We start from the raw sequence: 26,577 nt of genomic DNA on the forward strand, positions 1-26,577 counted from the left end.
AATTAGATTTTGCAGAAATGCACCCTTAACAATGAAAGTTGCCCAATGTTTCAGGAGCGTAACTAGGCCAAACTGGTTATCAATATTGAATACAAGCCAGCAGAAGACAGCTCGCTGGAAAGCGAGGCGCGCTCGGGTTTACTTACCGTTTGAATCGGCGTGTAGGGGACGTGCGCGAAGCCCGCAGGGATCTTCAGACCGCACGACCTGACCGCGTGCAGAACGCGGTACATGACTTGATTGCAGACGTAGAGCCCAGCGGTGTCGGAGACCTTGGAGGGAACGCCTGCGGCGCTCATGGCCGAGACGGCGTCGTCGAGCGGCAGAGTCGAGAGGTAGGCGTCAGGTCCGCCCTCGACGACTGGGTCACCCTGGGGCTGCGCGCCGTCGTTGTCGGGAATGCGGGCGACCATGCGGTTGACGGCAACGCGCTCCGGCGTGACGCAGGTGCGCCCGCCCGCCTCGCCCACGCTGAGGACCACGGCGGGCTCGAGCTCGCGGATGGCAGCCTCTACGATGTCGCCCGACGCGCCGAAGACCACGGGCAGCTTGATCTTGTGGATGGGATGTCCCTCGACCTCATCGGGAAGAAGGCGCACTGCCTCCCACGACGCGTTGCTCTTCTCTCCCCCGAAGGGCTCGAAGCCCGTGACGATAACCGGACGTGCCATGGATCCTCCCGATGTCTCATGCGGGTGGACGCCCACCCGTCTCGAACGTAGTAGAGCATAGCGATACGAAGGCCTCGAGTCTCGCTCGACAGCAAAAAAGGGGAGCCGCCGAAGCGACTCCCCCTTCGAGTTCAATAAGCGCGAAGCTTACTCCTCGGTGGCCTCGGTGGCCTCCTCGGCAGCCTCAGCGGTCTCGCCCTCGGGCTCGTCCATGGGCTTGACCTCAACCTCGACGCCCAACGTCTCGGCAGCGGCCTTCATGGAGAGGGAGATGCGACGACGATCGAGGTCGATCTCCATGACCTTCACCTGGACGGTGTCGCCAACGGTGCAGACCTGCGCGGGAGCGTCGACGTGCTGCTTGGCCATCTCGGAGATGTGGACCAGACCCTCAACGCCATCACCGAGGTCGACGAAGGCTCCGAAGGTGACGAGCTTGGTGACGGAACCCTCGACGATAGCGCCGACAGGGTACTTCTTGACGAGGGTTCTCCAGGGATCCTCGGTGGTCTGCTTGAGACCGAGGGAGATGCGCTCGCGGTTGAGATCCACGTCGAGAACCTGAACCTCGACCTCCTGGCCGACCTTGACGACCTCGGAGGGATGGTTGACGTGGTTCCAAGAGAGCTCGGAGATGTGGATGAGGCCGTCGATGCCACCGAGGTCGACGAAGGCGCCGAAGTCGACGATGGAAGAGACGGTGCCCTTGAGGCGCATGCCGCTCTGGAGCTTGGAGAGAATCTCGGAACGCTCGGCCTTGCGAGCCTCCTCGAGAACGACGCGACGGGAGAGGACAACGTTGTTGCGGTTGCGGTCCATCTCGATGACGCGGGCCTCGATGCGGGTGCCCATGTAGGCGTTGAGGTCCTTGACCCTGCGGAGGTCAACGAGGGAGGCAGGCAGGAAGCCACGGAGGCCGATGTCGAGGATAAGACCACCCTTGACGACCTCGATAACCTCACCCTCGACGTTCTGGCCGGCGTTGAACTTCTCCTCGACGGCGTTCCAGGCACGCTCGTACTCGGCACGCTTCTTGGAGAGAATCAGACGACCCTCCTTGTCCTCCTTCTGGAGAACGAGAGCCTCGATGGTGTCGCCCAGGTTGACGATCTCCTCGGGGTTGACGTCCTTGCGGATGGAGAGCTCACGGGAGGGGATGACGCCCTCAGACTTGAAGCCGATGTCCAGCAGAACCTCATCGTGCTCAATCTTGACGACGGTGCCCGTCACAAGATCGCCCTCATCAAAGTCGGTAATGGTACCGTCGATGAGGCTGTTCATCTCCTCGTCGGAAACGTCATCCAGGGAGAAGATGGACGAGTTTTGAATCTCACTCAAAGGTGGACCCCTTTCGAAAACGGGGCCCCGATCTACATGATCGCTGCCTAGGGCGCTCGGCTGACGCGTTGCGCAATTGGAAACTTACATGCTCTCGGGGGCCAACAGATACAGGTGTACGAGCATTTTGCCCATACGTTAGGTAGATTAGCGTTATTGGGGTGCAAATTTCAAGTTCTTGCAGTGCCAAAGCCAAATTTCACTACTATCCCAAATTTTTCTAGACGTTTGGGTACCTTATGTGGTAATCGATGTAGCCGCATCGAACGACTCGAACGCACCTTGGAAGGGGGTCTCATGATTCGCGCAATTCTGTTCGACCTTGACGACACCCTCCTCGACATCAACCTGACGGCGTTCATCACGCGCTACGTCACCCAGAAGGCCCGCATCGTCGGGCGCATTACGCGAACGCCCTCCGCCCTGGTCATGGCCCACATGGCCAAGGGCTACCTCGACGTCTCCGACCCAAAGCGCGAGGACGGCATGACCAACCTCGAGCTCTTCAACAGCTCCTACCTGCGTCGCACGGGCATCCCCCTGGACGACCCCATCATCGCGGACGTGCTCGACTATTACGAGAAGAACTGCCTTTGGGGCATGAAGGGCTCTATGGTGCAGGCGCGTCCGCGCGAGGGTGCACGACGCACCATCGAGCGCGCGCAGGAGCTCGGGCTGACGGTAGCCCTTGCCACCAACCCGACCTTCACGCTTGACTGCGACCGGGTGCGCATGGAGTGGGCAGAGGTTGCCGACATTGGCTTCGCTCGCATTTCTCACATTGCGAACTCTACGCGAAGCAAGCCCGATGCCCGCTACTACCAGGAGTTCATCTCGAAGCTCGGGTTCACGCCCCAAGAGTGCCTGATGGTGGGAAACGACGCCCGCCGCGACTTCCCGCGCCCCGACATCGCACTGCGCACCGCCTACGTGGGACACGCCTGGCCCAGGCGCGCCATCTGGCGAGGGTCCATCGGCGCCCTGGGCGACGCCCTCCCCCAGGTCATCAGCCTTCTCGACGCAAGCGAGGGTGGCACGACGAACCCGTAGCGTGCGGCTCGCCTGCGGCGCGGCTCCATGCGTGAATTAGCCGCGAATAATGGGCACCTCGGCTCAGAAGGCCACCATACCTGAGAAAATGCACCTATCGAATGACCAATCCCTTCTCGCCCAGCGCGAGAGAACGACCGATGGAGTCCCCATGGACAGCACCAGCTACGCGAATCACATCGCCATCCTGAACGAGGAGCTCGTCTGTGCGCTCGGCTGCACGGAGCCCATCGCCGTGGCCTATGCCGCGGCCCTGGCGAAGGCCGCACTGCGTCAGAACCCCACGCACCTCGAGGTTGCCTGCAGCGGCAACATCATCAAGAACGTCAAGAGCGTCACCGTCCCCAACTCCGGCGGCATGCGCGGCATCGAGGCCGCAGCCACCCTGGGCGCGCTGGGCGGCGACCCGCTGCGCGAGCTGGAGGTGCTCCAGGCTGTGGGCCCCGAGGACATCTCGAGGACCCGCGAGTTCGTCGAGGCTGGCTTCTGCGACGTAGAGCTCGCCGAGGGCGTGCCCAACCTGTACGTGCGCGTGGTCGCCCAGTGCGAGGGGCACAGGGCCGTCGCCTGCATCGAGGAGCGCCACACGAACGTGGTCGAACTCACGCTCGACGGCGAGCCCACCGTGGCCGCCGGGAAGACCGCGGTGTCCGCAGGGCTGCAGGAGGACGGCTCTTCGGCCGACCGCTCCAAGCTCTCGCTCCAGTCCATCTGGGACTTCGCCCACGAGCTCAAGATCGAGGACGTGGACGAGCTCATCACCAGGCAGATCGAGACCAACCAGGCAATCTCAAACGAGGGCCTGACCAACCGCTGGGGCGCCAACATCGGAAGCACCCTGCTCAAGAGCCGCTCCCAGGACATCAGCTGCAAGGCGCGCGCCGCGGCCGCCGCCGGCTCGGACGCCCGCATGAGCGGCTGCGCCATGCCCGTCGTCATCAACTGCGGCAGCGGCAACCAGGGCATCACCTGCTCGCAGCCCGTGCTCGAGTACGCGCACGAGCTCTGGAGCAGCCACGAGGACCTGGTGCGCGCCGTCGTGCTGTCGGACCTGACGGCCGTGCACGTGAAGTACTTCATCGGCGAGCTCTCCGCGTTCTGCGGCGCCGTCTCGGCCGGCTGCGGCGCGGGCGCAGGCATCTGCATGCTGCGCGGCGGCTCGTTCGCCCAGTTCGAGGCCACCATCGTCAACACCCTCGCCAACGTCGGCGGCATCGTGTGCGACGGCGCCAAGCCCAGCTGCGCCGCCAAGATCTGCGCCGCCGTCGACGCCGCGATTCTGGGCTGCGACATGGCGCTCGCCGACGACAACTTCCTCGCCGGCGACGGCCTCGTGGGCCAGAACGCAGAGGAGACCATCCGCTCGATGGGCTACGTCGGCCGCGTCGGCATGCACCCGACCGACGTCGAGATCCTGAACATCATGATCGGAAAGACGAACGTGAGCCAGGGGTAGGCACCCGAAGGCACCTCATTCTTCCACCTAGCAGAAGGCCGGCCCCATCGGAGCCGGCCTTTTTGGCACCCATTTTTCCTAGCACTTCTCGATGCCGAGAAGGGATAGTGCGACTCGGCGGCATCCGCGACGCGAGCGCGACTAGAAGCTCAGGTAGTACGTGGTCGGATTGGTCCCGCACAGCATGTTGGTGACCGACAGCTCGCAAAGCACGTGGTTGCCGTCCAGACGCATCACCACATTGCAGCGCCGGGTCGAGTCGAGCTCAACGGAGCGAAGCGCCAACGTCGAAGGCGACATCCAGGCGTAGCAGCCATAGGTAACATGCGCGATGTCGTCTGGTCGCTCCACAATCTGGGCCGACTCCGTCGCAAAGGGAAAGAGCTCCCCCATGCCGCGCTCGCCGGCACACGTGGGCGCCCACCAGCCATGTCCCGCAACCAAGACGTGACTCTTGCCGACGCGCTCGAGGCAAAGTCTCAGCACGCGGTCGCCATCAGCAGAAGTGACCATGCGCAGGTCGATCGAGCCGAAGCCAAAGCGGTTCTCGTCGCAGGCGTGGCGGCCCAAAACGCGCTCGGCATGGGGCGCGGTGGCAGAGCCCTCCAGAACGGGAAGCGCGTCGAAACCGTAGGCCCCTGCATCGGCGAGCGACGCCCCCTTGTCCGACGAGGTCCTCCAAAGCACCTGGTAGAGGGGGTCAAGCAGGGACTTGCTCCCGTTGGTCGAGCTCGACGCGGCGACAACCAGCTGCTCCTTGGGGAGCACGTAGCAGATCTGACCCCAAAGCCCCGCGGCGCGAAAGCCGCCGCCGGCGCACATCCAGAACTGGTAGCCATAGCCGTTGCGGTCCTCCGTCGCCTCTGGCGCGTAGGCCGCGCGGGTCTCGACCTGCTTATGCGTGGCCTCGGCGACCCAGCGCTCGGGAAGCACCCTTTGCCCCTCCCAGACGCCCCCATCAAGAAGGCACTGGCCAAAGCGGGCAAGGTCCGGCGTGGAGAGGTGCAGCCCAAAGCCGCCCACCGAGTTGCCGCGGGAGTCCTTCTCCCACCACCAGCGCCCACAGCCGAGCGGTCCAAAGAGTCGCTCTTGCAACAGCTCAGACTCGTCCCTTCCACTCACGCGCCTAACCAGCAGGGCAAGCAGATGGGAGCAGAGCGAGTTGTAGAAGAAGGCCTCACCCGGCTCGTGCGCGAGGTCCTTCCCCACCACGGCGCGGACCCAGTCGTCGGAGCCCACAAGATAGGGCTCGCCGTCCTGTCCGAGCGTCATCGTCAGCAGATTGCGCACGCTCACACGCAGGAAGCGCTCGTCGACCACAAACTCGCGGTACTCGGGGAACCAAGAGATCCATGGCCGGTCGATGTCAATCAGACCATCTTCAACCAGTAGGCCGACAGCACAGGACGTGAACGACTTGGTGACCGAATAGAGCGGGTGAGGAAGTTCTGGCGAGAAGGGCCTCGCGCTGTGCTGGAACACCACCCTGCCAGCCTGACGGACGACCAGCACACGCAGCTGGACCCCCTCTTGTCGCAGGAGGGCAAGGTACTTCCGACCGCAGGCGTCATCAAAAACCATACTCAACACTTTCGTGACAGGTCGCCTCGCGCGAACGCGAGACGACGAACGACCCTCCGACAAGGCGCGCCGCCTTGCCGGAGGTGAAACTCTTGGGAACTAGCGACCCTCGGGAACGGCGTCCTCGTCGCGATATAGCGCGTAGGTCGCCACGAAGGAGATGACGCTCGAGATGGCAATGCCGATGAGAACGTAGATGAGACAGCTGACGCCCATTGCGCCCGTCGGGTCGACAAAGCCGGGAAGAGCGCAGAAAGCACCGCCGGTGAACTCGAACATGCGCGTCCCCATCAGACCGATAAAGAGGCCACCAGGAACGGAGGCGACGCAGCTGATCCAGAACGGTTTCTTCCTGGGAAGCGTAACGCCATAGATGCAGGGCTCGGTGATGCCGAAGAAGAATCCCGTGATGAAGGCGGGCCAGCCGAGCTCCTTGAGCTTGGTGTCCCTGGTCTTCAGGAGCATGGCGAGAACGGCGAACACCTGGGCGAACGAGCAAACCATATAGGGGGCCATGATTACGTCCCAGCCCTGGCCCGCGATGTTCATGAGCATAAGGGCGATGACGCTCCAGTGGAACCCGAACACAACCATGGGCTGCCAGATGGCCGTGAGAACCGCACCACCGATGGCGCCGCCGATTACCGGGATGCTGTAAAGCGAGTTGAACATGAGGCTCAGGGCATCGGTGATGATCGTCGCGATGGGGCCGATGACCAGATACGTCAGCGGAACCGTGACGGCAAGCACGACGAACGGTACGAAGAAGAACTTGACGTACTCGTTAAAATACTCGCGGCAGAACCTCTCGAGCTTCGAAGCGACCCAGACGGAGAGGATGATGGGGATGACGGAGCTGGTGTAGCCAGATGTGGGCATAATGATGGGAATGCCCGCAAACGACGCGTAGAAGTTCATGGCAAAGGGCGTATTGGCGAGCACCGTGCCAAGCACTTCTCCCGAGGTGATGTTGACCATCGCCGGATACGTGAGGGCGATGCCCAGCGTCATTCCGATGAACTCCGAGCAGCCGAACTTCTTTGCGGAGGTGTAGCCCAAGATAATGGGCAAGAAGTAGAAGAAGCCATCGCCAGCCGCATAGAGCACCTGGTAGACGCCATCCGTAGGCGCAAGCCAGCCCAGGAAGGTGGCGATGCTCAGGATGCCCTTGATCATGCCGGCGGCGCAAAGCACCGCAAGAATCGGCGCGATGATGCCCGAGATCAGGTCGATCACGACCGCAACCGGATTGCGCTTGCCCACGGGCACGCCGTCTTCGGTCACCTCGCCCAAGCCCTCGATGTCGGTCACGTTCTGGACCGCATCGTAGAGGTCCTCGATGACGTTGATGCCCACGACCACCTGGTACTGGCCGTTGGCGTTGATCACCTGAACGACCTTGGGCAGGCCCTCAATCTCCTCGGTCTTGGGCAACGTGTCGTCCTTCAACTTGAAGCGAAGCCTCGTCATGCAGTGGGAGATGCACAGGACGTTGTCACTTCCGCCAACCAGGTCCACGACCTGTTTGGCCATATCGTCGTACTTTGCCATTGCTCCTCTTTTCCTCGATGGCAAGTTGTCGGACTACCTTCGTACCGGCGGCCCCTTGGGCCACCGACAGTTCTTCGTTAGCGAAGCTCGGGCCAGAAGTTTCTGTTCGCCTCATAGAGCTCATCGAGAAGATCCTTTGCCACCGAGGCAGACGGCACGGTCTTGGACAGGGAAAGCGCCTGCCAGAGCTTCTGGTAGGAATGTTCGACCCAGGCGGACACGACGAGCTTCTCGACACTCACTTGCTGTTCCATCAGCCCCTTCTGGAACTGTGGGATGCTGCCCTGGCAAATCTTCTGGTAGCCGTCCGAGCCTACGATGCAGGGCACTTCGACGGCCGCCGTCGGATCGAAGTTCTCTATGGCGCCGTGGTTGGGGACGATGAGCATGAACCGCTCGCGCGTGTTCTCCGCGAGCGCGCAGGCCAGGTCGACGATGTACTCGGAGTGTTCGTCCGCCTTGAGCTCGAAGCCACGGGCCGTGCCCTGCTGGATGATCTTGTGAGCCATACCGAACACGCTCTTCTCCCTCCCCTCGCGCACCTCGTCCGTTCGCGTGTGGTTGGGATCGCTGTTGGCCACGACGTAGTCCGGATAGAGGTAGTACTTGAGGTAGGTGTTGGGAATCGTATTGGGGTCGAGGGCGTAGACGTCCTTCGCCTTCTGGAAGGTGTGCAGCCAGGACTCGTCCACGAACTGGAGCCCCGCGACGGCATCGGCGTAGCCATTGCGCGCCATGTGCTCCTTGATGGTCGGCATCAGGTCGCGACCGGACTTGTCCTGAATCTTCCACCACCAGCCGAAGTGGTTCAGGCCGTAGTACCCGTAGACCAAGTCGCGGTAGTCGCGAAGACCGCACAAGGCAGCCATGATGTCCATCAGGGCAATGGGCATGTCGCAGATGTTGATGATCCTGGAGTCGGGGCGCAGCCTGCGCGTCGCCTCGGCAACGATGGCGGCCGGGTTCGAGTAGTTGAGCATCCAGGCATCGGGCGAGTACTTCTCCATGTAGTCCAGAATCTCGATGACGCCGACGATGGAGCGCAGGCCGTAGGCGATGCCACCGGGACCGCAGGTCTCCTGGCCCACCACACCGTGACGCAGGGGGATCTTCTCGTCCTTGTCGCGCATCTCGTACTTGCCCACGCGAATCTGGGCCAGTACGAAGTCGATGCCCGTAAACGCCTCGGCCGGGTCGGTCGTGTACGAGAACTTGACCTCAGGGGCATTCTCTTGGATGTAGATGGCACAGGCCTTGGCGATGGTCTCCTGACGCTCGGCATCGTTGTCGTAGAGGGTGATGTGCCGTACGGGGAACTTCTGCATGTCATGCAGCAGCATGAGCACGACGCCCGGAGTGTAGGTGCTCCCTCCTCCCGCGATGGTGACCGCATAGCTCTGCTTGCCCATTGCCACTCCCTCCGACACTCACCTATAACTTATCTAGACATGTTTTCACGTCCGAGCGATAGATTACTCAACATGTCTAGATAAGTTAGAAGACAGACGCGAGCGGTAGCTTCAACGTCGCAGACGGCATGTGCGACGACGCCTGGCAATGCGATAAAGTGATACGACGAGAGCCGGCAAGACTCCGTAAAGAAGCAGGGGTAGCCTCATGGGCAGAGCAATTTACCAGGACATATATCACGATCTTCGAGAGGCGATCGTTTCGGGCGACATCAAGCCAAGCGCGTTTCTACCCTCGGAGGCTGAGCTGGTCGCTCGTTACTCGTGCTCGCGCATGACGATCCGCAAGGCGGTCTCGCTCCTCGCGAACGAGGGCGTCGTGCAGCCCATACGCGGCCGCGGCGTCCGCGTGATCTCTCACCCCAGCGATGCCATCAACAAGGAGGACGCCTTTAGAGTGAATGGCCTGAGCTCCTTCACCGAGTCGGCCCGCGTAATCGGGGCAAAGCCGGCGTCCAAGCTCTTCCTGCTGGACAGCGTGACCTGCGACGAAAAGACGGCGGGACGGTCAGGCTTCAGCGAGGGAGAAGAGCTCACGCGCGTCGGGCTGGTGCGCAGCCTGGACGGGCACATCATGGCGATAGACAGGCACCTCTTCCCCGCCGTGCGCATCCCGGGAATCGACGAGGCCATCGCGACCTCGTCGCTCTTCCGCTACATCGAGGACGAGCTGAAGATCACGATCTCGCTCAGCAACCGCGAGATCACCGTCGAGAAGCCCTCACCCGAAGACAGCAAGCTCATGGGACTCGACAAGCCCATGTATCTCGCGGTAATACGCAGCCACACCTTCGACTCGAACGGAACCCAGTTCGAATACGTCGAGAGCAAGTACCTGCCCAGCTGTTTCCACTTCTTCGATTCGGCAACGCGCACGCCCCTGCCCTAGGCCCCAGACGGGAAATCGAGCCAAGGGGCCACGTCCTACCCTACAAAGCCACGGTCCTCGAGCAGGGGGCCCAGCAGGCCGTCGGCCGACTGCGTGGCAAGCTCGTCGCAGCGCTCGTTGAGTTCGGTGCCGGCGTGTCCCTTGACCCAGACGAAGCTCACCTCATGGGGCTTCTTTGCGGCAAGCAGCCGCTTCCACAGGTCGGAATTCTTGACCGGCTGCTTGCTCGCGTTCTTCCAACCCTTCTTGAGCCAGCCCCAGATCCACCCCTTGTTGAAGGCGTTCACCACGTACTGGGAGTCGGAATGGACCTCCACCACGCACGGGCGCTTGAGCGCCTCGAGCGCGGCGACGACGCCCAGGATCTCCATGCGGTTGTTTGTCGTGGTCTTGTAGCCCTGGCTGAGCTCGCGACGATGCTCGACGCCATTCGCATCGGTGAACAGGAGCACGGCGCCGTAGCCGCCGGGACCGGGGTTGCCGCGCGACGAGCCGTCCGTCCAGACGGTCACGCGCATGCGGTTGTCAACGGGCACCTCGTGCAGCGCGCCGGGGTGCTCGGACATAAACTGATCGAAACTCGCCATTACTTAGCCTCCGCCCAGTTGGAGCCGTAGCTCACGTCCGCCAGCAGCGGAACGCGCAGGTCCGCGACGCCCTCCATCGTCTCGCGCACGAGCTCGGAGAGGGTCTCGACCTCGTCGACGGGGACCTCGAAGTCGAGCTCGTCGTGAATCTGCAGGACGAGCTTGCTCCTGAGCCCCTCCTCGCGCAGGCGGTCGGCCACGCGGATCATCGCGATCTTGATGATGTCGGCCGCGGTGCCCTGCATGGGGTGGTTCATGGCGGTTCGCTCGGCAAAGCTGCGCAGCTGGAAGTTGCTCGCCTTGATGTCCTTGATCTGGCGGCGACGGCCGTACATGGTGATGGCAAAGCCCGTCTTGCGCGCGAACTCGATGCTCGCGTCGAGGAACTGCCTGACGCCGGGGTACGCCTCGAAGTAGCGGTCGATCATCCCCTGGGCCTCCGCCCTGCCGATCTTGAGCGAGGTGGCCAGGCCATAGGCCTGCTGGCCGTAGACGATGCCGAAGTTGACCGCCTTGGCGCGGCTGCGCAGCTGCGGGGTAACCTCCTCGACCGGCACGCCAAAGACGCGTGCCGCGGTGGCCGCGTGGAAGTCGGCGCCCTCGTTGAAGGCGGCAACCAGGTGCTCGTCTCCCGAAAGGTGCGCGAGCAGGCGCAGCTCGATCTGGGAGTAGTCGCAGGCCAGAAAGACGCTGCCTTCGGGCACGGTGAAGGCGGTCCTCACGCGATGGCCCAGCTGGGAGCGGGTCGGGATGTTCTGGAGGTTGGGCTCGGAGCTCGACAGGCGCCCCGTTGCGGCGACGGTCTGGTTGAGCGTGGTGTGGACGCGGTGGTCGCTGCGGATAAGCGCCGGAAGCGCATCGAGGTAGGTGCTCTTGATCTTTGCGCGCTCGCGGTACTCCAGCACCTGCTGGACCACCTCATAGTCGCGCGCAAGGTCGCCAAGAATCTTGGCATTGGTCGAGTAGAAGCCCTTCTTGGTCTTCTTGAGCCCCTGCGTCGGCAGGCCCATCACGTCGAACAGCACGTGCGAAAGCTGCTGCGGCGAGTCAAGGTTGAACTTCTCGCCCGCCTGCTCGTGAATGGAGCTGACCATGCCCTCGATCTCGGTCCCGAGCTCGGCAGACTGCTCGGCCATCTTGGCGGCGTCGGCGTACAGGCCGCAGCGCTCCATCTGGAGCAGCACCACCAGAAGCGGCATCTCGACGTTGCGGAAGAGGTCCTTGGCGCCCTCGGCCTCTAGGCGCCTGGAGAGGGGCTCCACCAGCTGCAGCGCAGCGCATACGTCGAGCGCCGCCGCGGGCAGCTCGTCGGTTGCCTCGGGCATGACGCCCGCGCACAGGGTGGGATTCGCGTAGAGCTCGGCCACGCTGAAGGCGCCGGAGTCGGAGTCGAGCAGGTAGCCGGCAATTGCCACGTCGAACAGGCGCGCGGGGTCGAGCTCGGTCGCCTCGACCTTCGCAGGCTGCGCGGAGTCCATCGGGAAGAGCTCGTGGAGAAGCGCCTTCACGTCGCCGCCGACGAGCAGACCCTCGCGAACAAGGAGTGCCAGGGCCGCATCCACGGCCTCGTCTCCGACCAGGCGCATGAGCTTCTGGCCCGAGGCAAGCCACAGCACGCGGGGAGGCTCCTCGTCGAAGAGCGACTGCTGCCCCTTCTTCTTTTGGGGCTTCTGGAGCTCGGCCGCAACCCACTGCTTCGACAAGACGGCCTCGCCGAGCGCCGCCTGGGCCGCGTCGCCCTCGAGCGGCTCGGGAACCTCGAGCTGGTTGGTCGCCTGGCGCGCGGAGGCGGGCATCTCGGCGCCGCCCAGCCGCACCAGGCGCCGGGTCATGCCCGTGAAGCCCAGGGCCGAAAACGCCTCGACCACGGCCTCGGGGTCGAAGGTGGGGAACTTGGCGTCGGAAAGCTCGAGCTCGATGGGGGCGTTGGTGAGGATGGTCGCGACCTTGCGGCTCAGCAGGGCGTCGTCGATGTGGGCGCGAAGGTTCTCGCCCATCTTGCCCTTGACCTCGTCGGCGTGCGCGATGACCTCGTCCAGGTTGCCGTACTGGACGATGAGCGCAGCAGCCTTCTTGGGACCGATGCCTGGGACGCCGGGGATGTTGTCGGAGCTGTCGCCCTTGAGACCGTAGAAGTCCGGCACGAGTTCGGGGGTGATGCCGTGGTAGAGGTCGTCGACGCTCTCGGGGGTCATGATGCTGACGTCAGACACGCCCTTCTTGGTGGCGACAATCTTGACGCGCTCGGTCGCCAGCTGGTACATGTCGCGGTCTCCAGTGAAGAGCAGCATATCGTAGCCGGCCGCCTCGCCGCGACGCGCAAGGGTGCCCAGGATGTCGTCGCCCTCCCAGCCGGGGCACTCGACCACGGGCACGTCGAGCGCGCGGAGCAGGTCCTTCACCATGGGGAACTGCTCGTGGAGGGCAGGGTCCATGGGCGGGCGCTGCGCCTTGTACTGCGGGAGCATGTCGATGCGCACCTGGGGCTTGCCCTTGTCGAACGCGCAGATGACGCCGTCGGGATCGAACGACTCGACCAGCTTTATGAACATGTTGAAGAAGCCGAACAGCGCGTTGGTGGCACGACCGTCCGGCGCGTTCATGGGCTGCCTGATCGCGTGAAACGCCCTGTGCATGAGCGAGTTGCCGTCGATGACGGCGATGGTCCTTCTGCGCGCGGCTGCCCGCGAGTCCGCCTGGGCCTCGCCCTGGGCGTCAATCTGAGAGTCTGCCATGAGCTAGTCTCCTTGGAGTTGTGTGTGTCCTTAGATTGTAGCGGGCGCACGCGACGGAATCGGACGCTGCACCAAAAGGGCTCAGTGCAAGAGAGGCGCAAGGCTGCCGCGAGCAGGGCAAGAGGAGCGTGCGAGGCAAGCGGCTTGCAAACAGCCGACAGACGGCTGGCGGACAGAAAGAGGCCACCGCAACCGGATCGGTCACGGTGGCCTAAAGTTCCAGCTCACGCGAGCGTACGCACAGGCAAGAAGTACCCGCCTGCCAAAGCCGCGACTCGTTGCGCGACGCCTAGGCGAGGGAGGCCGCAACCTCCGCCGCGCAGGCAAGGCCGTCGGCGATGGCGTTGACCACCAGCGAGGAGCCGTTGCGCGCGTCGCCCGCGGCGTACACGGGCACCTTGCCCTGGGTGCTCACGAGGTGCTCGTCGGCAGCGGCAAGCTGCGGACGAACGCCGTCGCGGAAGGGCACGGTCTTGCAGCCGAGCGCCTCGAAGACGGAGGCGCAGGGACCGCTGAATCCCATGGCGATGAGGACCAGCTGCGCCGGGATGGTGCGCTCGGTGCCCTCGATGGGCTCGGGCTTGCCGTGGCTCCAGTCGAGCGAGACGACGCGCAGGCCGGCAACGGAGCCGCCCTTCTCGCCCTCGCCTGCCTCCTGCTCGAGGACCTCGAGGGTGTTTGTGGCCCACAGGCGCGGGTCCTCGCCCTGGATGGCGATGGCCTCGAGCTGACCGTAGTCGGTCTTCTTGAGGGTCGCCCACTCGGGCCAGGGGTTGCCCTCCGCACGCTTCTCGGGAGGAGCGGGCAGGAACTCGAGCTGGGTCACGCTCTTGGCGCCCTGGCGAAGCGCAGTGGCCACGCAGTCGGTACCGGTGTCGCCGCCACCGACGACCACGACGTCCAGGCCGGCCGCGCTGATGGCGGGGTCGGAGCCACTCACGACGGACTTGGTCGAGCTCGTCAGGTAGTCGACCGCGAGGGTCACGCCGTCGAGGTCGGCACCGGGGCAGCGCAGCGTGCGGGCGGCGCCGGCACCGGCAGAGACGACCACGGCGTCAAACTCGCCGCCGGTCAGGCGCTTTGCGACGGCAGGGTCGCCCGCGTCGGCAGAGCACTCGAAGGCGATGCCGCTCTTGCGCATCAGCTCGATGCGGCGGGCGACGACGTCCTTGGGGAGCTTCATGTTGGGGATGCCGTACATCAGCAGGCCACCAGGGGCGTCGCTCTTCTCGAACACCGTGACCGAAAGGCCGCGGCGCGCAAGCTCCCAGGCGGTGGCAAGGCCGGCGGGGCCAGAGCCCACCACGGCGACCTTGGCGGCGCCCGTGGCGGCCGCGGGCAGAGGCGCCACGGAAGCGGAGCCTGTGGCCCAGGCATGGTCGCTGATGGCGCGCTCGTTGTCGCGGATCGTGGTCGGCTCGTCGTGCAGGCCCAGGTTGCACGCGGTCTCGCACAGGGCGGGGCACACGCGGCCCGTAAACTCGGGGAACGGGTTGGTGAGCGAGAGGCGGCCGGCCGCGGAGTCCCAAAGGCCGCGGTAGAGCAGGTCGTTCCACTCGGGGATCAGGTTGTGCAGCGGACAGCCAGAGGTGCGCGCCTTGCCGAAGGCGATGCCGCTCTGGCAGTAGGCGACGCCGCACATCATGCAGCGCGATGCCTGCAGCTGCTGGAGCTCCTCGCTCAGCGGCTGGGCGAACTCCTCGAAGTCCGCTACGGTCTGACTCTTGTCACGCTCCGCGTGTGCGACGCGCTTGACGTCAAGAAATGCTCCGGGCTTACCCATGACTACATCTCTCCCCTCATGAGCTCAAACGCGCGCTCGACTGCCTCGTCGTGGGTCGCGCCCTTCTCCATCTCTTGCTCCACGCGCACCATGATCTTGTGGTACTCCGTGGGAATGACCTTCACAAAGTGCTTCTTCAGAACGCTGAAGCGGAAGAGCATCTTGATGCCACGCGGACTGCGCGTGCGGCGCACGTGCTCCTCAATGAGGGCGCGGATCTGCTCGAGCTCGTGCGCGGTGGGCTCCATGAGCTCGACCATGTCGTGGTTGCAGTTGGCATCGAGCGTGCCGAACTCGTCGAACACGTAGGCCACGCCGCCGCTCATGCCGGCCGCAAAGTTCTGGCCGACCTCGCCCAGGATCAGGGCGACGCCGCCGGTCATGTACTCGCAGCCGTGGTTGCCCACGCCCTCGGCGACCAGGGTGGCGCCAGAGTTGCGCACGCCGAAGCGCTGGCCGGCAAGGCCGTTGACGAAGCCCTTGCCCGAGGTCGCACCGTAGAACGCGACGTTGCCCACGCAGACGTTCTCGTCAAACTTGAAGCTGGCATCGGGGTGCGGCGCCACCGCGAGGATGCCGCCGGAAAGGCCCTTGCCGAAGTAGTCGTTGGCGTCACCGGAGATGTTGATCGTCACGCCAGCAGGCAGGAAGGCGCCGAAGCTCTGGCCGCCAGAGCCCTCGCAGTCGATGGTGACGGAGCCCTCGGGCAGGCCCTCGGGGTGCGCGGTGGTGATGGCTGAGCCCAGCATGGTGCCCACGCAGCGGTTGACGTTGGCGATGTCGGCGCGGAAGCGAATCGGCTCCAGGTGGCGACGGGCGTGCTTGGTGTAGGGCACGAACAGCGTGGCGTCGAGCGTGGAGCCAAGCTGCGCGTCGAATGCCATGCTCGGCAGGTAGTGCCTGCAGTCAGCGCCCTCGATGCTGGTGCCGAAGACGGTCTTGGGCTGGACGAGAAGGGCGCTCAGGTCGCACTTGTTGGCCTTCTCGTTTCCGGGGACCTCGACCTGCTTGAGGCACTCGGGGTGGCCGACCATGTCTTCCACGGTGCGGAAGCCCAGCTGGGCCATGATCTCGCGCAGCTCCTGCGCGACGAAGCGCATAAAGTTGACGACGTGCTCGGGCTTGCCGGCAAAGCGGCCGCGCAGGCGGGCGTTCTGCGTGCAGATGCCCACGGGGCAGGTGTCCTGCTGGCAGTCGCGCTGCATCAGGCAGCCCATGGCCAGAAGCGGGGCGGTTGCGAAGCCGAACTCCTCGGCACCCATGAGCGCCGCGACGGCGACGTCGCGGCCGTCCATAAGCTTGCCGTCGGCCTCGAGGACGATGCGCGAGCGCAGGCCGTTGGCGACCAGCGTCTGCTGGGCCTCGGCCAGACCGAGCTCCAGGGGCAGGCCGGCGTGGTAGACGGAGTCGCGCGGAGCCGCGCCCGTGCCGCCGTTGGCACCAGAGATCGTGATCTTGCCCGCGCCGCCCTTGGCGACGCCCGTGGCGATGGTGCCGACGCCGGCCTCGGAGACCAGCTTGACCGAGATGCGCGCCTGCGGGTTGGCGTTCTGCAGGTCGAAGATGAGCTCGGCCAGGTCCTCGATCGAGTAGATGTCGTGGTGAGGCGGAGGCGAGATCAGGCCGACGCCCGGGGTGGAGCGGCGCACGCGGGCGACCCACGGCCACACCTTGCGGCCGGGAAGGTGACCGCCCTCGCCGGGCTTGGCGCCCTGGGCCATCTTGATCTGAATCTCGTTCGCGCTCGACAGGTAGCGGCTCGTGACGCCAAAGCGGCCGGAGGCGACCTGCTTGATGGCGGAGTTCATAGAGTCACCGTTGGGAAGCGGGGTCTCGCGACGCGGGTCCTCGCCGCCCTCGCCGGTGTTGGAGCGACCGCCCAGGCGGTTCATGGCGATGGCCAGGCACTCGTGCGCCTCCTGCGAGATGGCGCCGAAGCTCATGGCACCCGCGTTGAAGCGACGCACGATGGAGTCGACGGACTCGACCTCGTCCAGGGGGACGGGACCGGACTCCAGCGGTACGAGCTCGAGCAGGTCGCGCAGGACGATGGCGCGGCCGGCGCGGTGCAGGCGCTCGCTGTAGGAGCGGAACAGGTCGAAGTCACCCTTGCGGACCGACTGCTGCAGGTAGTAGATGGTCTCGGGGTCGATCATGTGCTCTTCTCCGCCAAGCGGGCGCCACTTGGTGAGGCCGGAGCTGGAGAGCTGGTCGGGAGCCGGGGTCTGGAGGAGCGACAGGGCCTCGTCATAGCGGCGCTCGGCCTCGCGCTGGACGTCGTCGACGTCCAGGCCGCCGATGCGGCTGGCCGTGCCGGCGAAGTTCTTGCGCACGAAGGAGTCGGCGAATCCGACGATCTCGAAGATCTGCGCGCCGTGGTAGCCCTGGAGCGTCGAGATGCCCATCTTGGACATGATCGAGACGATGCCAGCGGTCAGGGCCTTGTCGTAGTTGGCGACGGCGCCGTCCACGCTCTGCTTGAGGGCGCCGATCTCGACCAGATGGGCGATGCACTCGTGCGCCGCGTAGGGGTAGATGCCCGACGCGGAGTAGCCGACCAGGGTCGCGAAGTCATGCGGGGTGATGGCGTCGCCGCACTCCAGGATGATGTCGGCATTCATGCGCACGCCGGCGCGAATCAGATGGTTGTGCACGCAGCCCAAGGCCAAAAGCGAGGGGATGGGCACTTCTCCGTCGGCCGCGCGGTCGCTGATGGCGACGATGTTGCAGCCCGCCTTGACGGCAGCCTCGACGTCGTTTGCCAGCTTGTCGAGGGCGCGCTCGAGCGCGCCGGCACCCTCGTCGCGGACGTAGGTGGCCGAGAAGCGCGCGGCATGGAAGCTCGTGCGGTTGACGTGAGCGATGCGCTCATACTGCTCGCGGGAGAGGATGGGGCCGCCGAGGCGGATCAGGCGGCAGCTGTCACGGGCGTCCTCCAGGATGTTGCCGTGGTTGCCCAGGTAGAGCACGTTGGAGGTGACGACCTTCTCGCGCAGGGCGTCGATGGGCGGGTTGGTGACCTGGGCGAAGAGCTGGTTGAAGTAGTTGAAGAAGGACTGCGGGCGCTTGGAGAGCACGGGCAGGGGCACGTCGGCGCCCATGGAGGTGAGGGGCGCCTTGCCCGTCTGGGCCATGGGGCGCACGGACTCGTCCACGTCGTCGTAGTGGTAGCCCAGCTTGGCGAGGCGCACCGTCAGGTCGAGGCCGGCGTCGCGCGGCGCCTCGACGTCGGTCGGGGCGGCCAGGTCGGACACGTCAAGCGTCTCGGCGGCCAGCCAGTCGCGGTAGGGCTTCTGGGCGGCGAGGCCGTCGCGGATCTCGTCGTTCCACAGGACGCGACCCTGGCTCGGGTCGACCAGGAGCATCTCGCCGGGACCGAGGCAGCCGGTCTGCAGGATGTTGCCGGGCTCGATGTCGAGCGGGCCGACCTCGGAGGCGAGGATCATGCGGTCGTCGCGCGTGAGGTAGAAGCGGGCGGGGCGCAGGCCGTTGCGGTCGAGCACGGCGCCCAGCTTGCGGCCATCGGTGAAGGCGACGGCGGCAGGACCGTCCCAGGGCTCCATCAGCATGGACTGGTAGGCGTCGAAGGCGCGGCGCTTGTCGGAGAGCTGCGGGTTGTGGTCCCACGGCTCGGGGATCATCAGCGAGACGGCGCGCTCGAGGCTCCTGCCGTTCATCGTGAGGAACTCGAGCACGTTGTCGAGGATCGCAGAGTCGGAGCCCTCGCGGTTGATGATGGGGACGACCTTGCTGAGGTCGCGGCCGAGCTGGGGCGAGTACAGGTTCGGCTCGCGCGAGCGGATCCAGTTGACGTTGCCGCGCAGGGTGTTGATCTCGCCGTTGTGGATGATCATGCGGTTGGGGTGCGCGCGCTCCCAGCTGGGCGTGGTGTTGGTGGAGTAGCGCGAGTGCACCAGGGCGATGGCCGACTCGACCGCGGCGTCGTTGAGGTCGAGGAAGAAGCGGCGCATCTGCGTGGCGACAAGCATGCCCTTATAGACAATGGTGCGGCTGGACATCGAGCACACGTAGAAGATCTTGCCCTCGAGGGCGTGCTCGGCGTCCGCACGCCGCTCGATGGTGCGACGGCACACGTAGAGCCTGCGCTCGAAGTCGTCGCCAGGCTCGACGTCGTCGGGGCGCGCGATGAAGGCCTGAACAATGGTCGGCATGCAGGCACGAGCGGTCTCGCCCAGGTCGTGCGCGTCGGTGGGAACGTCACGCCAGAACAGGAGCTTGAGGCCCTCGGCCATACAGCCGTCCTCGAACACGCGCTTGGCGGCCTGGATGCCGTCCTCGTCGCGCGGCAGGAACAGCATGGCCACGGCGTAGTCGCCCTCGTCGGGCAGGATCTGACCATAGCGCTGCGAGACCTTGCGGAAGAAGCGGTGCGGCAGCTGGAAGAGGATGCCGGCGCCATCGCCGGTGTTGCTCTCGAGGCCCTTGCCACCACGGTGCTCAAGGTTGACCAGGATGGACAGGGCGTCGTCGACCGTCTGGTGCGAGCGAATGCCATGAAGGTGGGCGATGGCTCCGATGCCGCAGGCATCGTGGTCGAACGACGGGTCGTACAGACCGTTGCTCCACCTGCCCAGATTGTCTGTGTTCTCGTGTTCCATAATTATGTGCTTCCCCTTCCCCTCTCGCCCGCGAGCGCGACGGCTTGCGTTTCTCGCTGCCCCATGCCGCGCAATTCTCTTCGCGCGAATGGCTTCCGTGAGTCACGTTGCGTGTAGCGAATCTTTCTAAGAATCGCCTGTGCGCACTCTAATGCAACCGGACGAAATTCAGACGTTGCAGCTAGTTAACAAACTTGTGCGTGTTGTTGGCGTGGTTGTTGAGAAATGCCCAGTTGGATGACGTATCATGGCCCAGGTAATTCATTTCATCGCTATTTTGTGTATCAACAGAATCGCTCAAAATGCGTCACATGCGCGAAACGCTACGCGAGTAGGCTCAGTCGCGTATTGAATTGGACCTGTGCGCCCCACGGCACAGGACATCACCGATCCCCCAAGGAGGGACGTTCATGGCAAGTGATAAGGTCTCAGAGGAGTACGGCAGTCTTGTCTTCACCGACGCTGACATGCGTCAGCGCCTACCCAAGCCGACGTACAAGGAACTCCGACGCGTTATCGACGAGGGCAAGGACATCAACCTCAACATCGCCAACGAGGTTGCCCACGCAATGAAGGAGTGGGCTCTCGAGAAGGGTGCCACGCACTTCACGCACTGGTTCCAGCCCCTCACCGGCATCACCTCGGAGAAGCACGACAGCTTCATAAATCCCAATGGCGACGGCACGGTCCTGATGGCGTTCTCCGGCAAGGAACTCGTCCAGGGCGAGCCGGACGCCTCGTCCTTCCCCAGCGGCGGCCTGCGCGCGACCTTCGAGGCCCGCGGCTACACCGTGTGGGACCCCATGAGCCCCGTCTTCATCAAGGACGAGGTCCTCTGTATCCCCACCGCCTTCATCAGCTACACCGGCGAGGCCCTCGACAAGAAGACCCCGCTCCTTCGCTCCGAGGCGGCTGTCGAGCGCGAGGCCAAGCGCGTCCTCGCCCTCTTCGGCAAGCAGCCCAAGCGCGTCTTCACCACCTGTGGTCCCGAGCAGGAGTACTTCCTGATCCAGGAGGACGACTACAAGGCCCGCCCGGACCTCATCCTCACCGGCCGCACCCTCTTTGGCTGCGAGCCCGCCAAGGGCCAGGAGCTCGAGGAGCACTACTTTGGCGCCATCCGTCCCTCCGTCAACGCCTTCATGAAGGAGGTTGACGACGAGCTCTGGAAGCTGGGCATCCCCGCTCGCACCAAGCACAACGAGGTCGCCCCCTGCCAGCACGAGCTCGCCCCCATCTTCGAGCAGGGCTCCGTTGCCATCGACAACAACCTGCTGACCATGGAGAAGCTCAAGCTCATGGCCACCCACTACGGCCTCGCCTGCCTCGAGCACGAGAAGCCCTTCGAGTACGTGAACGGCTCCGGCAAGCACGACAACTGGTCGCTCTCCGCTGACTCCGAGAACCTCCTCGAGCCTGGCGACAACCCCGAGGACAACCTGCAGTTCCTGGTCTTCCTCGCCTGCCTGGTCGCAGCCGTCGACGAGCACGCCGACCTGCTGCGCGCAGCCGTCGCCTCCGCCGGCAACGATCACCGTCTGGGCGCCAACGAGGCTCCTCCCGCGATTGTCTCCATCTTCCTGGGCGACGCCCTCACCCCAGTCGTCGACGCCCTCATCAAGAAGGAGCACGCCGAGTCCCACGGCCGTGAGCGCGTTGACCTGGGCGTCCCCGCTCTGCCCAACATCCTGCGCGACAATACCGACCGCAACCGCACCAGCCCGTTCGCCTTCACGGGCAACAAGTTCGAGTTCCGCATGTGCGGCAGCCAGCAGAACCTCTCCGACTGCAACGTCGCGCTCAACGCCGCCGTCGCCGAGCAGTGCGAGCGCTTCTGCGACTACATCGCAGCCCACGAGGACCTGGACTTCATGGCCGCGGCCATGCGCTTCGTCCGCCACACCTTCCGTGACCACCAGCGCATCCTGTTCGACGGCAACGGCTACTCCGAGGACTGGGAGAAGGAGGCCGAGAAGCGCGGCCTGCTGAACAACAAGACCACGCCCGACGCCCTCCCCTGCCTGGTCGAGCAGAAGAACATCGAGTTCTTCGAGAAGTTCAACGTCCTCTCCGAGGCCGAGTCTCGCGCCCGCTACGTCGCCGCGGCCGAGCAGTACAGCAAGCTGCTCAACATCGAGGCCAACACCATGGTCACCATGGCCCGCAACCTCTACATGCCCGCAATCTCGCAGTACTCCGGCGACCTGGCCTCCAGCGTCGCGACGAAGGCCGAGATCGGCGTCGCAAGCAAGACCGAGAAGGACCTCGTCGCGACGCTGACCCAGGGCCTCGAGGACATCCGCGTCGCAGCCGACGAGCTCGAGGAGAAGAACGTCGCCGCCCGCTCCGCAGAGGACGTCCAGAAGCAGGACGACGCCTACCGCGACGACGTCGTTCCCGCGATGGCCAAGCTCCGCGCGGCCGTCGACGGCATGGAGAAGATCTGCGCCAAGGACTACTGGCCGGTTCCCTCCTACAATGACATGCTGTTCTACGTCTAAGGACGGGGCACGGAGTCACACATAGGCTCAGGTCAAGGGACCTCCGGCACGCGTCGGAGGTCCCTTTTCGTTCCTATGCGCACCATCCCGCGCCCACGGGCTATCATGTGAGCCAAGAAGGCGTCAGCACGCCTCGCCATCGAACGGGAGGACACATGAGCGAGATCGCGACCAAGCCCCTCAGAATATTCGACCTGCACTGCGACACGCTCGATGCGCTCTGCATGAACGACGCGAGTGCGTTCGTCTCGCTCCCATCGATCCCAGCTGGCTCAGACATGGTCGGCAATCCCCTGCAGCTGGCAGCCGAGCGTATGGCCACCGCGGGACAGTGGTGCCAGTGCTACGCCATCTGGGTCCCCGACGACCTCGCGGGCACGGGACTGACGGCGCACGAGTTCTACGACAGGGTGGCCGCCTACTATCATGGCCAGCTGGCCGCACACCCCTCAGAGCTCCATGGCATCCGCGACGGCCGCACCATCGAAGGGGCGCTCGCACAGGGCGGAGTCGGCTGCATGCTCACCGTCGAGAACGGATCTCCCCTGGAAGACGGCATGGAGGTTCTGGACCAGATGCACGCCGACGGCGTCAAGATGATGACCCTGGTCTGGAACGGTCAAAACCGCATTGCCTCGGGCAACGACACCCAGGACGGCATGTCCGCCTTCGGGCGCTCGGTTGTGCGCCACATGGAGAGGCTCAAGATGGTCGTCGACGTTTCGCACCTGAACGATGCCGGCTTCAAGGACCTCCTGGCCTGCTCCGAGCGTCCCTTCGTGGCAACCCACTCCAACAGCAGGGCCATCTGCGCACACCCGCGCAACCTGACCGACTACCAGTTCAGGGCGATTGCGGACCGCGGTGGCCTGGTGGGGATCAACTACTACCGCGCCTTCGTGAGCGAGCGCTTCGACCTCGACCACAGCGAGCCCGGGCCCGGCCGGCCAGAGGTGAGCTTCGACGACCTGTCATACCACATCGACCATATGCTCGAACTCGACGGTCAGGGCACCATCGCACTGGGCAGCGACTTCGACGGCAGCGAGACGCCCTCGTGGCTCTCGGGCGCACAGGACCTGCCCCGTTTCTACGAGCTGATCGCAGGGCGCTTTGGCGCAGACGTGGCCGACGACATGTTCTTCAACAACGCGGCGCGCTTCTTCGCACGCAACGAGGAGCTGTAGCCCAATAGGCTACGCTTGCTCGTGACCGCGGCCGAAGCCCTCGGATATCTTGGTAATGCCACCAAACACCAGGGCGCCTCCAGCGAGCACTACGGCAAAGTCGGCAACCATGAAGGGCGCCGCCGCGACGATAAGCCCCAACAGAATGACGATGCTGCTGGCGATCACGCGCGGCGTGAAGATGGGCATGCCGGTTCCCGCGCGCAGCAGGGACGCGACCTGAAGCGACGTGATGCCCGAAAGCACGATGCCGAAGCCCAGAATCACAAAGAGCCACACCACAAACATGCCGGGCATGCTGATGAGCAGAAGGCCGAACAGGAACTCAATCACGCCGACGTAGAAGTCCGCCTGCGCGAAGAGCGCGCTAAATCGCCGGAATGAGCTCAGCAACGTCAGGACGCCCATGATCACCACGACCCAGCCGATGACGCCGATTGCGAAAGTCGTGACGCCGGCGGGATTCATGAGCATATAGAGTCCCAGGATAACCGCCGCGAAGCCCTCGATAAGCATGCCGGCCCTGGAGCGCTCGTACGTGTTCATGTTGACCTCCCCACAGAAGCGCCCGGCCTGGCACCCCGGAGCGCGTTGCATTTGTCATCACAAAACCATCATAAAACTACGGCACGCCCCGACAGGTATGAATATCTCTCGAGTGCCTCTTTTTCTGGCCAAACGCGCACCACACGCGCGTAGACTATGCAACTTGCAAAGCCCCGCATCCAATGGAGCAACCCCCGAACCAAGAAGTGGAGAAGAGCGTGGCAAAGGCAGCTTCAAGGTCTCTCGACGTCACCCAGGGTGTCATCTGGAAGCAGCTGCTCAAGCTGTGTCTGCCCGTGTTCTTCTCGTCCTTCTTCCAGCAGGCATACTCGCTGATCAACGTGTTCGTGGTGGGGCACTCCTCCGGCAGCACCACCGCCGTCGCCGCGGTCCAGGCAACCTCGGCTCTCACCGACCTCGTGGTGGGATTCTCGGTGGGAATGGGCGTGGGCTTCAGCATCGTCGTCGCGCAGTACTTCGGTGCCCACGAGCAGCACAAGCTCTCGGTGGGCATGCACACGGCCATGGGCATCGCGCTTGCGTTCGGGGCCCTCTGCTCGGTCGCGGGCGTGCTGCTGTGCGGCAGCATCCTCTCGTGGATGGGGACGCCCCAGGACATCTTTGCCGAAGCCCAGGACTTCGCCCGCGTCTACCTGGGCGCCATGATCTTCTCGGTCACCTTCAACACGGGCTCTGCCCTGCAGCGCGCCGTAGGAGACACCCGCACGCCGGCCATCATCGTCGCCTCGTCGTGCGTGGTGAACGTGCTGATGGACCTGCTGTTCGTCCTCTACCTGGACCTGGGCGCACGCGGATGCGGCATCGCGACCGCCTGCTCGCTGGCCTTTGGCTCCCTGGCGACCCTCTGGCAGCTCACGCACGTCGAAGGCGCCTGGCGCATCCGCCTGCGCGACCTTCGCATCGACCCCAAGATGGCCCGTGTCATGGTCAAGACCGGACTGCCCCTTGCCCTGCAGTCGTCGGCCTACACCGTCTCGAACATCATCGTGCAGTCCGCCATCAACAGCTTCGGAACCAGCCACATCGCGGCTTGGGGCCTCTCCGGCAGGCTCGACTCGCCCGTCTGGACCGTGTCTGAGGCGCTGGGCTCCTCGGTCACCACGTTCTCGGCGCAGAACTTCGGCGCCCGCAACCACGAGCGCATGCGCAAGGGGCTGCATACCTCGCTGCTCATGACCGTCGTCGTCATCGGTGGTCTGGCAAGCACCGTCATGGCGCTCGCGCACCCGCTTTCGATTTTCTTCCTGCAGGACGAGCGGGTCGCCAACCTAACGACGCAAGTCATCATGACCCTGGGGCCGTTCTACCTGTGCTACTCCGTGATGGCGAACTTCGCTGGCACCATCCGCGGCTCGGGCGAGAGCCTGCGTCCCATGCTGCTGACGCTCTTCGGCACCTGCCTGCTGCGCGTCGTCTGGCTGCTGGTGTTCATCCCACGGCACCACGACTTCACACTGGTGCTCATGAGCTACCCCGCAACCTGGATCATCACCGCGGTCCTGTTCGCGCTGTACTACCGCTACGGGCACTGGATGCGCCACGCCGCCGACCACGAGGCCGAGCGCATGGCGCTCTAGGGGAGCAAGAAGTCCAACGTGCTTGTTTGGTCACGCTCACATGGGCGGGGCCTTCGAGCTATTCGTTCTGCTTCGACGGCATCCCGCGGGGAGGCACCGTCGCGACCTCCACGGTTGGCGTGCTGAACGACAAGGACGCCAGCGATTGGTGGCGCGAGGGCATGTTCGAGGCGCTGCAAGAGGTCAGGCCTTCGCGACTGCTTCTCTACGGCGGCGGCATGGAGGATTTCGATTTTGGCGGCTGCGCGGTCGTGAGGTACAAGACACGTAAGTTCGAGAGGGGCAAGTGATGGGCGGACGAGGAACGTGGTCCATGACTTGCGGAGCGCATGAGGGCGAGAAGGTCCGTATGATGGGTAGAAGCTCCGACGTCCACGCGAGGAACGTCGGAGGCGCACCTGACTCGCGCGACGGGGTGGCTACACTGATGAGCCAGGTCGGGTTCACGGGGGTCAACGGCACGGACGCGATCGGCACGCAATCCATGAGCGCCTACGCTCAACAGCTCAACAAGCTAGAGCGAGAGTTTGGCGCCATCAATGCCGTGCCAACAGTACTGGTTGGTGCTGATGGCAGCGGCTTCTATGCTGCTGCTGGTGGTATAGCGAACGGTGCCGTCCTCATGCTGAATCGTCAGTCCGCGGGGAACGCGGCGAGGATGGCGAAAGCCCATGCAGCAGAGGAGCGGAGCGGCTTCAAGATGCCGACCAACGGAAGGCTGACCAGCCAGGCGGGGTACACCGTCACGCACGAGTACGGTCACCTGCTGCAGAACGCACTCTATCAGCGCGCTAAGGCGAACGGGTAGAATGGAACCGAAGAGCAGTTTAGGGCTGGTGCGAAGCGTGCAATTACCCGCAAGGCCGTCAGTACATATGGCGGCAAAGACAGCCAGCTCTCAAGGTACGGACACTACAACACCGCTGAGTTCTTCGCCGAGACATTCGCAAGCTCACGGTTGGGAAGGCCGAACGCCCACGGCAAGGCTCTGAAAGCGTGGATGAAGGAAAAACGGC

At 64.4% G+C, this 26,577-nt stretch carries 18 protein-coding genes; 8 read left to right on the top strand and 10 right to left on the bottom strand.

Going from position 1 to position 26,577, the window contains the following annotated elements; translation table 11 throughout:
* Positions 1–62: 62 nt before the first annotated feature.
* The gene (locus tag BMY31_RS04610; protein WP_091008764.1) at positions 63–671 is read right to left on the bottom strand and encodes a pyroglutamyl-peptidase I; all 609 of its coding nucleotides are present in this window, start codon (positions 669–671) and stop codon (positions 63–65) included.
* A gap of 147 nt (positions 672–818) precedes the next feature.
* A complete protein-coding gene (gene rpsA, locus BMY31_RS04615) occupies positions 819–2,009 on the bottom strand; it encodes a 30S ribosomal protein S1 (protein ID WP_091008767.1) in 1,191 nt (396 codons plus the stop codon).
* 297 nt (positions 2,010–2,306) lie between these two features.
* On the opposite strand from rpsA, the gene BMY31_RS04620 reads away from it, so the two are divergent.
* Positions 2,307–3,059: an HAD family hydrolase gene (locus BMY31_RS04620; RefSeq protein WP_091008771.1), complete on the top strand. Its 753-nt coding sequence runs from the start codon at positions 2,307–2,309 to the stop codon at positions 3,057–3,059.
* 151 nt (positions 3,060–3,210) lie between these two features.
* Entirely contained in the window at positions 3,211–4,515 is a 1,305-nt protein-coding gene (locus BMY31_RS04625; RefSeq protein WP_091008774.1) for an L-cysteine desulfidase family protein, read from the top strand.
* Positions 4,516–4,656: 141 nt separating this feature from the next.
* Here the strand turns inward: BMY31_RS04625 and BMY31_RS04630 are convergent, their stop codons facing one another.
* The 3 genes from BMY31_RS04630 to BMY31_RS04640 all read right to left on the bottom strand — a co-directional run bounded on the left by BMY31_RS04630 (position 4,657) and on the right by BMY31_RS04640 (position 9,056).
* Positions 4,657–6,096, bottom strand: coding sequence for a serine hydrolase domain-containing protein (locus tag BMY31_RS04630; RefSeq protein WP_091008777.1), 1,440 nt, complete (start codon positions 6,094–6,096; stop codon positions 4,657–4,659).
* Positions 6,097–6,195: 99 nt separating this feature from the next.
* Complete coding sequence (locus BMY31_RS04635; protein WP_091008780.1) at positions 6,196–7,647, bottom strand: PTS transporter subunit EIIC; 1,452 nt, start codon at positions 7,645–7,647, stop codon at positions 6,196–6,198.
* Positions 7,648–7,724: 77 nt separating this feature from the next.
* Positions 7,725–9,056 carry a 6-phospho-alpha-glucosidase gene (locus BMY31_RS04640; protein ID WP_091008783.1) on the bottom strand — a complete coding sequence of 444 codons (1,332 nt, stop codon included), beginning with the start codon at positions 9,054–9,056 and terminating at the stop codon, positions 7,725–7,727.
* Positions 9,057–9,264: 208 nt separating this feature from the next.
* Here BMY31_RS04640 and BMY31_RS04645 point away from each other — a divergent pair, with 208 nt between their 5' ends.
* Positions 9,265–10,005 (top strand): GntR family transcriptional regulator, encoded by a 741-nt coding sequence (locus tag BMY31_RS04645; RefSeq protein WP_091008785.1) that lies wholly within the window; start codon positions 9,265–9,267, stop codon positions 10,003–10,005.
* Between the two features lie 35 nt (positions 10,006–10,040).
* On the opposite strand, the gene rnhA is transcribed toward BMY31_RS04645, so the two are convergent.
* The 4 genes from rnhA to gltB all read right to left on the bottom strand — a co-directional run bounded on the left by rnhA (position 10,041) and on the right by gltB (position 19,729).
* The gene (gene rnhA / locus BMY31_RS04650; RefSeq protein WP_374057310.1) at positions 10,041–10,571 is read right to left on the bottom strand and encodes a ribonuclease HI; all 531 of its coding nucleotides are present in this window, start codon (positions 10,569–10,571) and stop codon (positions 10,041–10,043) included.
* A gap of 20 nt (positions 10,572–10,591) precedes the next feature.
* Complete coding sequence (gene polA / locus BMY31_RS04655) at positions 10,592–13,327, bottom strand: DNA polymerase I (protein ID WP_091008788.1); 2,736 nt, start codon at positions 13,325–13,327, stop codon at positions 10,592–10,594.
* A gap of 289 nt (positions 13,328–13,616) precedes the next feature.
* On the bottom strand, positions 13,617–15,110 hold the full coding sequence (locus BMY31_RS04660) for a glutamate synthase subunit beta (RefSeq protein WP_078687810.1): 1,494 nt from the start codon (positions 15,108–15,110) through the stop codon (positions 13,617–13,619).
* A gap of 2 nt (positions 15,111–15,112) precedes the next feature.
* Positions 15,113–19,729 (bottom strand): glutamate synthase large subunit, encoded by a 4,617-nt coding sequence (gene gltB, locus BMY31_RS04665; RefSeq protein WP_091008790.1) that lies wholly within the window; start codon positions 19,727–19,729, stop codon positions 15,113–15,115.
* 410 nt (positions 19,730–20,139) lie between these two features.
* On the opposite strand from gltB, the gene BMY31_RS04670 reads away from it, so the two are divergent.
* Both BMY31_RS04670 and BMY31_RS04675 read left to right on the top strand, forming a co-directional pair.
* Positions 20,140–22,230: a glutamine synthetase III family protein gene (locus BMY31_RS04670; RefSeq protein ID WP_091008794.1), complete on the top strand. Its 2,091-nt coding sequence runs from the start codon at positions 20,140–20,142 to the stop codon at positions 22,228–22,230.
* Positions 22,231–22,385: 155 nt separating this feature from the next.
* A complete protein-coding gene (locus tag BMY31_RS04675) occupies positions 22,386–23,417 on the top strand; it encodes a dipeptidase (RefSeq protein WP_091008797.1) in 1,032 nt (343 codons plus the stop codon).
* 9 nt (positions 23,418–23,426) lie between these two features.
* Here BMY31_RS04675 and BMY31_RS04680 read toward each other — a convergent pair whose 3' ends face one another.
* Complete coding sequence (locus tag BMY31_RS04680) at positions 23,427–23,963, bottom strand: HdeD family acid-resistance protein (protein ID WP_159444016.1); 537 nt, start codon at positions 23,961–23,963, stop codon at positions 23,427–23,429.
* Positions 23,964–24,181: 218 nt separating this feature from the next.
* Between BMY31_RS04680 and BMY31_RS04685 the strand changes: the two genes are divergently transcribed.
* The 3 genes from BMY31_RS04685 to BMY31_RS04695 are packed head-to-tail and all read left to right on the top strand — an operon-like array spanning position 24,182 to position 26,369.
* On the top strand, positions 24,182–25,561 hold the full coding sequence (locus tag BMY31_RS04685; protein WP_257612374.1) for an MATE family efflux transporter: 1,380 nt from the start codon (positions 24,182–24,184) through the stop codon (positions 25,559–25,561).
* A gap of 26 nt (positions 25,562–25,587) precedes the next feature.
* On the top strand, positions 25,588–25,851 hold the full coding sequence (locus tag BMY31_RS08865; RefSeq protein ID WP_180371360.1) for a DUF4417 domain-containing protein: 264 nt from the start codon (positions 25,588–25,590) through the stop codon (positions 25,849–25,851).
* A 59-nt stretch (positions 25,852–25,910) separates the two neighbouring features.
* Positions 25,911–26,369 (top strand): hypothetical protein, encoded by a 459-nt coding sequence (locus BMY31_RS04695; protein WP_143802936.1) that lies wholly within the window; start codon positions 25,911–25,913, stop codon positions 26,367–26,369.
* Positions 26,370–26,577 lie beyond the last annotated feature (208 nt).

Origin of the sequence: Parafannyhessea umbonata, assembly GCF_900111255.1 — a bacterium.
GTDB lineage: Bacteria > Actinomycetota > Coriobacteriia > Coriobacteriales > Atopobiaceae > Olsenella_J > Olsenella_J umbonata_A.